General features: G+C 64.1%; 10 protein-coding genes. 9 read left to right on the plus strand and 1 reads right to left on the minus strand.

Translation table 11 applies throughout. The features are described 5' to 3' along the window. The first annotated feature begins 73 nt into the window (after positions 1 to 73). The 6 genes from ACNFG0_RS05530 to ACNFG0_RS05555 all read left to right on the plus strand — a co-directional run bounded on the left by ACNFG0_RS05530 (position 74) and on the right by ACNFG0_RS05555 (position 6,690). Positions 74 to 1,336, plus strand: coding sequence for an ABC transporter substrate-binding protein (locus tag ACNFG0_RS05530; protein WP_416764196.1), 1,263 nt, complete (start codon positions 74 to 76; stop codon positions 1,334 to 1,336). 109 nt (positions 1,337 to 1,445) lie between these two features. Then, complete coding sequence (locus tag ACNFG0_RS05535; RefSeq protein WP_416764198.1) at positions 1,446 to 2,354, plus strand: carbohydrate ABC transporter permease; 909 nt, start codon at positions 1,446 to 1,448, stop codon at positions 2,352 to 2,354. After that, positions 2,347 to 3,183, plus strand: coding sequence for a carbohydrate ABC transporter permease (locus tag ACNFG0_RS05540; RefSeq protein ID WP_416764200.1), 837 nt, complete (start codon positions 2,347 to 2,349; stop codon positions 3,181 to 3,183). The genes ACNFG0_RS05535 and ACNFG0_RS05540 overlap by 8 nt, the downstream gene beginning before the upstream one ends. 3 nt (positions 3,184 to 3,186) lie before the next feature. After that, positions 3,187 to 4,332 (plus strand): ABC transporter ATP-binding protein, encoded by a 1,146-nt coding sequence (locus ACNFG0_RS05545; RefSeq protein WP_416764202.1) that lies wholly within the window; start codon positions 3,187 to 3,189, stop codon positions 4,330 to 4,332. A gap of 84 nt (positions 4,333 to 4,416) precedes the next feature. Next, positions 4,417 to 5,718: a carbohydrate porin gene (locus ACNFG0_RS05550; RefSeq protein WP_230381265.1), complete on the plus strand. Its 1,302-nt coding sequence runs from the start codon at positions 4,417 to 4,419 to the stop codon at positions 5,716 to 5,718. A gap of 117 nt (positions 5,719 to 5,835) precedes the next feature. After that, entirely contained in the window at positions 5,836 to 6,690 is an 855-nt protein-coding gene (locus ACNFG0_RS05555) for a D-hexose-6-phosphate mutarotase (RefSeq protein WP_196155294.1), read from the plus strand. Here ACNFG0_RS05555 and hexR read toward each other — a convergent pair. After that, on the minus strand, positions 6,683 to 7,546 hold the full coding sequence (gene hexR / locus ACNFG0_RS05560) for a DNA-binding transcriptional regulator HexR (RefSeq protein WP_224459361.1): 864 nt from the start codon (positions 7,544 to 7,546) through the stop codon (positions 6,683 to 6,685). The two genes, ACNFG0_RS05555 and hexR, sit on opposite strands and share 8 nt — an antisense overlap. Positions 7,547 to 7,755: 209 nt before the next feature. Here hexR and zwf point away from each other — a divergent pair, with 209 nt between their 5' ends. From zwf to ACNFG0_RS05575, 3 genes are read left to right on the plus strand one after another with little or no spacing between them, the layout of a single operon-like run. Continuing rightward, positions 7,756 to 9,225 carry a glucose-6-phosphate dehydrogenase gene (gene zwf / locus ACNFG0_RS05565; protein ID WP_196144512.1) on the plus strand — a complete coding sequence of 490 codons (1,470 nt, stop codon included), beginning with the start codon at positions 7,756 to 7,758 and terminating at the stop codon, positions 9,223 to 9,225. Continuing rightward, complete coding sequence (gene pgl, locus ACNFG0_RS05570) at positions 9,212 to 9,925, plus strand: 6-phosphogluconolactonase (RefSeq protein WP_416764203.1); 714 nt, start codon at positions 9,212 to 9,214, stop codon at positions 9,923 to 9,925. The genes zwf and pgl overlap by 14 nt, the downstream gene beginning before the upstream one ends. A 17-nt stretch (positions 9,926 to 9,942) precedes the next feature. Continuing rightward, complete coding sequence (locus ACNFG0_RS05575) at positions 9,943 to 10,617, plus strand: bifunctional 4-hydroxy-2-oxoglutarate aldolase/2-dehydro-3-deoxy-phosphogluconate aldolase (protein WP_196144514.1); 675 nt, start codon at positions 9,943 to 9,945, stop codon at positions 10,615 to 10,617. Positions 10,618 to 10,899: the final 282 nt, after the last annotated feature.

Raw genomic sequence — 10,899 nt, forward strand, 5'->3', positions numbered from 1 at the left:
TCTGGTTAGACTCGGATGCAAGCGCAAGTACCCATGACTTGCCTATGCATAACAACAAGAAAGGTTTCCCACGATGAATGCGATCACTCGTCTCGCCGCTGTCGTTTCCCTCGCTTCGCTCATGCCGCTTCATGCATCCGCCGCCAGCAACGGCACCGTCGAAGTCCTGCACTGGTGGACTTCTGGTGGCGAGGCCGCTGCCGTGAACACCCTCAAGCAACAAGTCGAGAAGGACGGCTTCACCTGGAAGGACAACGCCGTGGCCGGCGGTGGCGGTGCCGCTGCCATGACCGTGCTCAAGAGCCGTGCCGTGGCCGGCAACCCGCCCGCCGCCGCGCAGATCAAAGGCCCGGACATCCAGGAATGGGGCGCGTTGGGCCTGCTCACCGAGCTCGATGACGTGGCCCAGGCCAATCAGTGGGACCAACTGCTGCCGGCCAAGCTCACCCCCATCTGGAAATACGACGATCACTACGTGGCCGTGCCGGTGAACATCCATCGGGTCAACTGGCTGTGGGTCAACCCGCAGGTGTTCGAGAAGGCCGGGGCCAAGGTGCCCACCACCCTGGACGAACTGTTCGCCGCCGCGGACAAGCTCAAGGCCGCAGGTTTCCAGCCCTTGGCCCATGGTGGTCAGCCTTGGCAGGACAGTACTGTGTTCGAGAACCTGGTGCTGGCGGTCCTGGGGCCGCAGGGTTACCACAAAGCCTTCGTCGAGCTGGACCAAGGCACCCTGACCGGCGACCAAATGGTCCAGGCCTTCAAGGTCCTGCAGCGCCTGGGGACCTACATGGACGCCAACCGCGCCGGGCGTGACTGGAACATCGCCGCCGCCGAGGTCATCAATGGCAAGGCCGGCATGCAGATCATGGGCGACTGGGCCAAGAGCGAATGGACCGCCGCACACAAGGTGGCTGGCAAGGACTACCAGTGCGTGCCATTCCCCGGCACCCAAGGCAGCTTCACCTACAACATCGACTCCCTGGCGATGTTCAAGCTCAAGGACGACAACGACATCAAGGCCCAGAACGACCTGGCCAAGGTCGCCCTGGAGCCGGCCTTCCAAACTGCCTTCAACCAGGCCAAGGGCTCGCTGCCGGTGCGCCAGGGCATGGACATGAGCCAGTTCGATGCCTGCACCCAGCAGTCGCAGAAGGACTTCCAGCAAGCCGAGCAGGGCGATGGCCTGCAGCCGAGCATGGCGCACAACATGGCCTCGTCGCTGGCCGTGCAAGGGGCCATCTTCGATGTGGTCACCAACTTCCTCAACGACCCCAAGGCCGACCCGGCCAAGGCGGCCAAGCAGTTGGGCGCGGCGATCAAGGCGGCCCAGTAACGAGCCTACGCCCACAGGTGCCGCATGACCTGTGGGCAGCGCTCACTCTGTGGGTGCGGGCTTGCCCCGCGATGCGGTGCCCAGCGCCGCCATTGACTCGGTATCACTCATGAACACAGCAACCGCAACCCTGCGGGCCTCACCCCTGGACGCCTTGCAGCGCTGGCTCCCGAAACTGGTGCTGGCGCCCAGCATGCTGATCGTCCTGGTGGGCTTCTACGGCTACATCCTCTGGACCTTCGTCCTGTCCTTCACTAACTCAAGCTTCATGCCCAGCTACAAGTGGGCTGGGCTGAGCCAGTACCTCAAGCTGCTCGACAACGACCGCTGGTGGGTTGCCAGCAAGAACCTGCTGGTGTTCGGTGGGCTGTTCATCGGCATCAGCCTGCTGGTCGGGGTACTGCTCGCAGTGCTGCTAGATCAGCGCATCCGCCGCGAGGGGTTCATCCGCACTATCTACCTTTACCCCATGGCGCTGTCGATGATCGTCACCGGCACGGCCTGGAAATGGTTGCTCAACCCCGGCCTGGGCCTGGACAAGCTGCTGCGTGACTGGGGCTGGGAGGGCTTTCGCTTCGACTGGCTGGTGGATCCCGAGCGGGTCGTGTACTGCCTGGTGATCGCCGCGGTGTGGCAGGCTTCCGGGTTCGTCATGGCGCTGTTCCTGGCGGGCCTTCGCGGGGTCGACCCGTCCATCGTGCGGGCTGCCCAGGTCGACGGCGCGAGCCTGCCGAGGATCTATTTGCGCATCGTGTTGCCCAGCCTGCGGCCGGTGTTCTTCAGTGCCCTGATGATCCTCGCTCACATCGCCATCAAGAGTTTCGACCTGGTCGCCGCCATGACCGCAGGTGGCCCTGGCTATGCCTCCGACCTGCCGGCGATGTTCATGTACAACTTCACCTTCAGCCGCGGGCAGATGGGCATGGGGTCGGCCAGCGCGATCCTCATGCTTGGCGCCATCCTGGCGATCCTGGTGCCCTACCTGTATTCGGAACTGAGGAACAAGCGCCATGACTAGCCCCCGTTGGTTCGCCCCCAGCCGCCTGGCCATTCACGCCACCCTGCTGGCTGCCTGTGCGCTGTACCTGGTCCCGCTGGTGGTGATGTTGCTCACCAGCTTCAAAACACCCGAGGACATCCGTGCCGGCAACTTGCTCAGCTGGCCGGAGGTGGTCACCGGCATCGGCTGGATCAAGGCCTGGGACACCGTGGGCGGCTACTTCTGGAACTCGGTGAAGATCACCGTGCCGGCGGTGGTGCTTTCCACGCTGATCGGCGCGCTCAACGGCTATGTGCTGTCGATGTGGCGCTTCCGAGGGTCGCAGCTGTTCTTCGGCCTGTTGCTGTTCGGGTGCTTCCTGCCGTTCCAGACCGTGCTGCTGCCAGCCTCGTTCACCCTGGGCAAGCTGGGCCTGGCCAGTACCACCGCGGGCCTGGTGCTGATGCACATCGTCTATGGCCTGGCCTTCACCACGCTGTTCTTTCGCAACTACTACTGCAGCGTGCCCGAGGCCTTGGTGCAGGCGGCGCGGCTGGACGGTGCGGGCTTCTTCACGATCTTCGGGCGCATCCTGCTGCCGATGTCGGTGCCGATCATCATGGTCTGCCTGATCTGGCAGTTCACCCAGATCTGGAACGATTTCCTCTTCGGCGTGGTGTTCGCCAGCGGCGACGCCCAGCCCATCACGGTGGCCCTGAACAACCTGGTCAACACCAGCACCGGGGTCAAGGAATACAACGTCGACATGGCGGCGGCGATGATCGCGGGGCTTCCGACCCTGCTGGTCTATGTGCTGGCCGGCAAATATTTCCTGCGCGGGCTGACCGCCGGCGCGGTCAAGGGGTGACATATGGCACGGCTCGAACTTCGCAACGTCAACAAGCGCTACGGCAGCGGCCTGGCCGATACCCTCAAGGCCATCGACCTGGGTATCGAGTCGGGTGAGTTCCTGATCCTGGTGGGCCCGTCCGGCTGCGGCAAGTCGACCCTGATGAATTGCATCGCCGGGCTCGAGGACATCAGTGGTGGCGAGATTCTGGTCGATGGCGCCGACATCAGCGGCATGAGCCCCAAGGACCGGGACATCGCCATGGTGTTCCAGTCCTATGCGCTGTACCCGACCATGAACGTGCGCGACAACATCGCCTTTGGCCTGAAGATCCGCAAGATGCCCCAGGCGGCCATCGACGAGGAGGTGGCGCGGGTCGCCAAACTGCTGCAGATCGAACACCTGCTCGGCCGTAAGCCCGGGCAGCTCTCCGGCGGCCAGCAACAGCGGGTGGCCATGGGCCGGGCCCTGGCGCGGCGGCCGAAAATTTACTTGTTCGACGAGCCGCTGTCGAACCTGGACGCCAAGCTGCGGGTGGAGATGCGCACCGAAATCAAGTTGATGCACCAGCGCCTGAAAACCACCACCGTATATGTCACCCACGACCAGATCGAGGCCATGACCCTGGGTGACAAGGTGGCGGTGATGAAAGATGGCGTCATCCAGCAGTTCGGCACGCCCCAGCAGATCTACAACGACCCGGCCAACCAGTTCGTCGCCAGCTTCATCGGCTCACCGCCAATGAACTTCATCCCGGCTCGTTTGACGAAACAGGAAGGGCGCCTGCTGGCCCTGCTCGACAGCGGCCAGGCGCGCTGTGAGTTGCCCCTGGGGCGGATGGACGCATGGGAGGGGCGCGAAGTGGTCCTGGGCATCCGTCCGGAGCAGATCGGCGTGGGAGAGGGCAATGGCCTGCCTGGCATCCGCGCCCAAGTGCAGGTGACCGAGCCCACCGGGCCGGACCTGCTGGTTTTCGTCACCCTCAACCAGGCCAAGGTCTGCTGTCGGCTGGCGCCGGATGTTGCCTGCCGGGTCGGTGACAACCTGAACCTGCAATTCGACCCGGCCCGGGTACTGCTGTTCGACGCGCAAAGCGGCGAACGCCTGGGCCTTGCCGAACCGGTATCCGGGGTCACGGGCAACGTGGCGCGCTTCAAGAGTCGCTGAATCGTCTACACCATCAATAACAAGAAGAGTGAGGAACAAGGGATGGATCATCGCAAACGCATCAGGACGCTGGGGTCGCTGGCCATGCTGGCCATCGTCGGCAGCAATGGGGCACAGGCAGCCGAGGCCTTCTCGGCGGACTCGAAATGGATGACCGGCGACTGGGGCGGGACGCGCACCGAACTGCTGGAAAAAGGCTACGACTTCACCCTCGATTATGTCGGCGAAGTGGCCGGCAACCTGCACGGCGGCTACAACGACGACAAGACCGCACGCTACAGCGATCAGTTCGCCCTCGGGGCGCACCTGGACCTGCAGAAGATCCTCGGCTGGCATGACGCCGAGTTCAAGCTGGCGATCACCGAGCGTAGCGGTCGCAACCTGTCCAACGACCGCATCGGCGACCCGCGGGCCGGCCACCTCAGCTCGGTGCAGGAAGTCTGGGGCCGTGGCCAGACCTGGCGCCTGACCCAGATGTGGATCAAGCAGAAGTATTTCGACGGCGCCTTGGACGTGAAATTCGGCCGCTTCGGTGAAGGTGAGGACTTCAACAGCTTCCCCTGCGACTTCCAGAACCTGGCGTTCTGCGGCTCCCAGGTAGGCAACTGGGTAGGCGGCATCTGGTACAACTGGCCGGTCAGCCAGTGGGCGCTGCGGGTCAAGTACAACATCAACCCGGAGTTCTTCGTGCAGGTGGGCGCCTTCGAGCAGAACCCCTCGAACCTGGAGACCGGTAACGGCTTCAAGCTCAGCGGCAGTGGCACCAAGGGCGCCATCCTGCCGGTGGAGATGGTCTGGTCGCCCAAGGTCAACGGCCTGCCGGGCGAGTACCGCCTGGGCTACTACTACAGCACCGCCAATGCCGACGATATCTACGAGGACGTCAATGGCCAGCCACAGGGCATCACCGGCAACGACTTCAAGTCCCACTCCAGCAAGCATGGCTGGTGGGTCGTTGCCCAGCAGCAGGTGACCGCCCACGGCGGCGACGTCAATCGGGGCCTGAGCCTGTTCGCCAACTTCACGGTGCATGACAAGGCCACCAACGTCATCGACAACTACCAGCAGGTCGGCATGGTCTACAAAGGCCCCTTCGATGCCCGACCCAAGGATGACATTGGCTTGGGCATCGCCCGCATCCACGTCAACGACGACGTGAAGAAGCGTGCCGAGCAGCTCAACGCCGCCAGTGGCATCGACGACTACGACAACCCAGCCTTCGTGCCGCTGCAGCGCACCGAGTACAACGCCGAGCTCTACTACGGCTTCCATGTCACCAACTGGCTGACCGTGCGGCCCAACCTGCAATACATCAAGAGCCCGGGCGGGGTGGACGATGTGGATAACGCGCTGGTCGCGGGTTTGAAGATTCAGTCGTCATTCTGAGAAAAATTGTTGTAAATTTACGCCATCCATTTCCGGCTTCCTCGTTTCCACTGGTCTGCGGTGGAAACGAGGCCTGAGCCGAGATAGCGCTGTCTCAAACAACAAGAGCTTGGAACCATGCCTGAACATCCGCTACATCGCTTCTTTTGCGCGCAGAGGCCTCGGCCGACGTTCGAATGGGAGCGTTACCAGCAGCGCGATGTACTGATCATCGACCACCCCCGTTGCCAGGCGGTTTTCAGTCGCCAGGGCGCGCAACTCCTGCACTTCCAACCAGCGGGCGAGCGGCCCTGGCTGTGGTGCGCCGAACAGTGGCCGCAGGTGGGGGCCATTCGCGGTGGTGTGCCGGTGTGCTGGCCGTGGTACGGGCGTCACCCGAGCGAGGACCTGTGGCCGGCCCATGGCTGGGCGCGGTTGCTCGATTGGAAGCTGATGGACAGCCAGGAGGACGAGGAGGGCGTGACCCTCAAGTGGCGCCTGCAGCTGTGCGATTGGCAGGTCGACCTGCATGCTCGACTGGGCCGGCGCATGGAGCTGAGCCTGACCACCGAGCACCAGGACAGCGAGCCATGCCAGCTGAGCCATGCGCTGCTGGCCTATTGGCGAATCAGTGACGTTGCGCAGATAGCGCTGTCCGGGCTCGAGGACATCGAAGGTTATGACCGCCTGAACCGCCAGGCCTGCCGCGAAGATGGCGCGTTGAAGCTCAAGGGCGGGTGCCAGAAGGTCTACCCAGGCACGCCTCGGGTGCAATTGCAGGACCCGGCCTGGCAGCGCGAACTGTGCATCGATACCGGCGACAGCGACGATACCGTGGTCTGGCACCCGGGGCGGCGGCCGTTAGTGGGGGTCAGCGGGCGTGAGTGCCAGCGCTTCGTCTGTGTCGAAGCGGCCAGCGGCAGCGGCGAGGGCCTGAGCCTGGCGCCCGGGCAGCAGGCTCACCTGAGCCTGCAGGCGCACCGGCTCAGCTGAGTTCGTCGTCCTCGACGGGGTAGCGGCTGGCGTTGAGGCTTTCCTTGATCTTGCGCAGGTGCGGCTGGAAGTCCACGCCGCGACGCAAGGTCATGCCGGTGGCCAGTACATCGAGCACGGTGAGCTGGATGATCCGCGACGTCATCGGCATATAGATGTCGGTGTCTTCCGGCAGCGGGATGTGCAGGCTGAGGCTGCAAGCCTTGGCCAGGGGCGAGCCGGCGGCGGTCAGGCCGAGCACCGAGGCGCCGTTTTCGCGGGCGACGCGCGCCACTTCGACCAGTTCGCGGGTGCGCCCGGTGTAGGAGATGATCACGAACAGGTCGCCGGTGTGGGCCACCGAGGCCAGCATGCGTTGCATCAGCACGTCGGCATGGGCCGACACGGCCAGGTTGAAGCGGAAGAACTTGTGCTGGGCGTCGAGGGCCACCGGGGCCGAGGCGCCCAGGCCGAAGAAGTGGATCTGCCGGGCCTGGATCATCATGTCCACGGCACGGCTGACCTGTTGCGGGTCGAGCTGTTGGCAGGCGCTGTCCAGCGAGGCGATGGCGCTGCCGAAGATCTTCTGGGTATAGGCTGCCGGATCATCGTCGGCTTCCACCGCGCGGCTGACGTAGGCGGCGCCGCTGGCCAGGCTCTGGGCCAATTGCAGCTTGAGCTCGGGGTAGCCGCTGACGCCGAAGGAGCGGCAGAAGCGGTTGACCGTCGGCTCGCTGACCTTGGCGGCCTGGGCCAGGGCGGCGATGCTGAAGCGGGTGGCTTGTTGCGGGTTGAGCAGGATGACTTCGGCGACTTTGCGTTCGGCCTTGTTCAGCTCGTCGAGGCGTCCCTGGATCTGTTCCAGGAGGTTTCGCACGCGGTCCATGGTATGTCCTTGGGTCGGGAAGACAGCCGGCTGATGGAGCAGCGGGCCGTTTGCACGGTGTCTATCGTACTGTCGGTGCCCGTGTCGCACCACTTGTCTGTGGCATTTGTCGGTAATGTTGTAGTTTTTACTACATTATCCCTTGAAAACTGCGTTTGAAAGCGATATTCCTAGGCCAACTTTAGGAAAGAACCAACATCATGGCTGCGATCAGTGTAGAACCTTGCACCTTTGCCCTGTTTGGCGCCCTGGGCGACCTGGCGCTGCGCAAGCTGTTCCCCGCGCTCTACCAGCTCGACCGGGCTGGCTTGCTGCACCCCGATTCCCGCCTGCTGGCACTGGCTCGCGAAGCGGGAGAGGGCGAGCAGCACCTGGCGACCATCGAGGCCCACCTGCGCCGCTTCGTGCCCGATGCCGATATCGAGCCCGGCGTGCTGGGGCGCTTCCTTGGCCGCTTGAGCTACCTGCGCCTGGACTTCCTCCAGGCCGAGGGCTACCAGGACCTGGCCGGGCAGGTGGCGGCGGACCTGCCGCTGATCGCCTATTTCGCAACGCCTGCGGCCGTGTATGGGGCCATCTGCGAGAACCTGGACAAGGCCGGCCTTGCCGAACGCACCCGGGTGGTGCTGGAGAAGCCCATCGGTCACGACCTGGAGTCTTCCCGCCGGGTCAACGATGCGGTGGCGCGTTTCTTCCCGGAGAACCGTGTCTACCGCATCGACCATTACCTGGGCAAGGAAACGGTACAGAACCTGATCGCCCTGCGCTTTGCCAACAGCCTGTTCGAAACCCAGTGGAACCAGAACTCCATCTCCCACGTGGAAATCACCGTGGCCGAGAAGGTCGGCATCGAAGGCCGCTGGGGTTATTTCGACAAGGCCGGGCAACTGCGCGACATGATCCAGAACCACCTGTTGCAGCTGCTGTGCCTGATCGCCATGGACCCGCCAAGCGACCTGTCCGCCGACAGCATCCGCGACGAGAAGGTCAAGGTGCTCAAGGCCCTGGCGCCGATCACCGGCGAGGCCCTGGCCACCCGCGTGGTGCGCGGCCAGTACATCGCCGGCTACAGCGACGGCAAGCCGGTGCCGGGTTACCTGGAGGAAGACAACGCCAATGCCCAGAGCGACACCGAAACCTTCGTCGCCCTGCGCGCCGACATCCGCAACTGGCGCTGGTCCGGCGTGCCGTTCTACCTGCGCACCGGCAAGCGCATGCCGCAGAAGCTGTCGCAGATCGTCATCCACTTCAAGGAGACGCCGCACTACATCTTCGCCCCCGAACAGCGTTTGCAGATCGGTAACAAACTGATCATCCGCCTGCAGCCGGACGAAGGTATTTCCTTGCGGGTGATGACCAAGGAGCAAGGCCTGGACAAGGGCATGCAGCTGCGCAGCGGGCCCTTGCAGCTGAATTTTTCCGATACCTGGCGCAGTGCGCGCATCCCGGACGCCTACGAGCGGCTGCTGCTGGAAGTGATGCGTGGCAACCAGAACCTGTTCGTGCGCAAGGATGAAATCGAATACGCCTGGACATGGTGCGACCAACTGATCGCCGGCTGGAAGAACGCCGGGGATGCCCCCAAGCCCTACGCGGCCGGTTCCTGGGGGCCGATGAGTTCGATCGCGCTGATCACTCGCGATGGGAGGGCTTGGTATGGCGATATCTGACCTGCAATTGCCGGCGACCGTGAAGGTGCATCAGCTGGCGGATTCCAACACATTGGCGGCCTCGCTGGCCCGGGACGTGGCCGAGCGGCTGCACCAGGCCATCGTCAGCAAGGGGCAGGCCTGCGTGGTGCTGTCGGGCGGGCGCAGCCCGGTACCGTTTCTCGAGAAGCTGGCCACCGAAACGCTGGACTGGACCAAAGTCACGGTCAGCCTGGCCGATGAACGCTGGGTGCCGGTCGAGCATGCCGACAGCAATGCCGGCCTGTTGAACCGCCACCTGTTCAAAGGCGCGGCGGCCAAGGCACGTTTCCTCGGGCTGTACCGCAATGCCGAGAACCTCGAGGCCGCGGCCGAGCAGGCCGACCAGGCGCTGGCCGGGTTGCCTGCGATCGACGTGCTGGTGCTGGGCATGGGCGATGACGGCCACACGGCCTCGCTGTTCCCGGCCAGCCCCAACCTGCATGAAGGCCTGGACTTGGCCAGTCGGCGCCGCTGCCTGCCGATGCTGGCCCCGAACGTACCGCGCCAGCGCCTGAGCATGACCCGCGCCTTGCTGGCCAAGGCCGCCTTCACCGCATTGGCGGTGCAGGGCGAGGGCAAGCTCGCTACCCTGCGCGCCGCCTCGGCGGGCGAAAACCTTACTGAAATGCCGATTCGCGCTTTTCTTCACGACCCCCTGGACATCTACTGGTGCCCATGAGCCAAGGATCCACTGTCATGACCACCCTTGAACGACCACAGCCTTTGCTCTCGATGGCTGAAAAAGCCGCGAGGATCGACGCGATCTGCGAACAGGCGCGCATCCTGCCGGTGATCACCATCGCCCGTGAGGACGACATCCTGCCCCTGGCCGATGCCCTGGCTGCCGGCGGCATCCGCACCCTGGAGGTGACCTTGCGCTCCGAGCATGGCCTCAAAGCCATCCGTGTGCTGCGTGAGCAGCGTCCGGAGCTGTGTGTCGGTGCTGGCACGGTGCTCGATCGCGAGATGTTCGCCGCGGTGGAAGCGGCCGGTGCGCAGTTCGTCGTCACCCCAGGCATCACCCCGGACATCCTCGAGGCTGGCGTGCAAAGCGATATCCCGCTGCTGCCGGGCATCAGCACGCCGTCGGAAATCATGATGGGCTACGCCCTGGGCTACCGTCGCTTCAAGCTGTTCCCAGCGGAGATCAGTGGCGGCGTGGCGGCGATCAAGGCCTTTGGCGGCCCGTTCGGCGATATCCGTTTCTGCCCTACCGGTGGCGTCAACCCAGGCAATGTACGCAGCTACATGGCGCTGCCCAATGTGATGTGCGTGGGCGGCACCTGGATGCTCGACAGCAGCTGGGTCAAGAATGGCGACTGGGCGCGGATCCAGGCGTGCAGCGCCGAGGCGATGGCCTTGTTGGACTGAAGCCGGATTCGTTGTGTGCTACACGGCTTATGGGGCGCTTTGGTCAGCGCCCCTTTTTTTTGCCCTGGAAGCGCGCTGCGTCCCTTTAAGGTCGCTCCTACAGACGCCGATCCCTGTGGAGCGGCCTTGTGCCGCGAAAGGGCTGCATAGCAGCCCCAACAGCCCAGCAGACATCGAGTAGGAGGCGGGCTCTGACCCGCCGTCCTCTCACACCACCGTGCGTACGGTTCCGTACACGGCGGTTCAGGTTATGCGACTAAGCCGGTTGATCGTATCCAGTAT

It is taken from the genome of Pseudomonas sp. NY15372 (genome assembly GCF_048068215.1).
Lineage (GTDB): Bacteria > Pseudomonadota > Gammaproteobacteria > Pseudomonadales > Pseudomonadaceae > Aquipseudomonas > Aquipseudomonas guariconensis_A.

Coding starts and splice junctions, on each gene's coding strand:
- ACNFG0_RS05530 (WP_416764196.1), top strand. CDS start 74: ATGAATGCGATCACTCGTCTCGCCGCTGTCGTTTCCCTCGCTTCGCTC.
- ACNFG0_RS05535 (WP_416764198.1), top strand. CDS start 1,446: ATGAACACAGCAACCGCAACCCTGCGGGCCTCACCCCTGGACGCCTTG.
- ACNFG0_RS05540 (WP_416764200.1), top strand. CDS start 2,347: ATGACTAGCCCCCGTTGGTTCGCCCCCAGCCGCCTGGCCATTCACGCC.
- ACNFG0_RS05545 (WP_416764202.1), top strand. CDS start 3,187: ATGGCACGGCTCGAACTTCGCAACGTCAACAAGCGCTACGGCAGCGGC.
- ACNFG0_RS05550 (WP_230381265.1), top strand. CDS start 4,417: ATGCTGGCCATCGTCGGCAGCAATGGGGCACAGGCAGCCGAGGCCTTC.
- ACNFG0_RS05555 (WP_196155294.1), top strand. CDS start 5,836: ATGCCTGAACATCCGCTACATCGCTTCTTTTGCGCGCAGAGGCCTCGG.
- zwf (WP_196144512.1), top strand. CDS start 7,756: ATGGCTGCGATCAGTGTAGAACCTTGCACCTTTGCCCTGTTTGGCGCC.
- pgl (WP_416764203.1), top strand. CDS start 9,212: ATGGCGATATCTGACCTGCAATTGCCGGCGACCGTGAAGGTGCATCAG.
- ACNFG0_RS05575 (WP_196144514.1), top strand. CDS start 9,943: ATGACCACCCTTGAACGACCACAGCCTTTGCTCTCGATGGCTGAAAAA.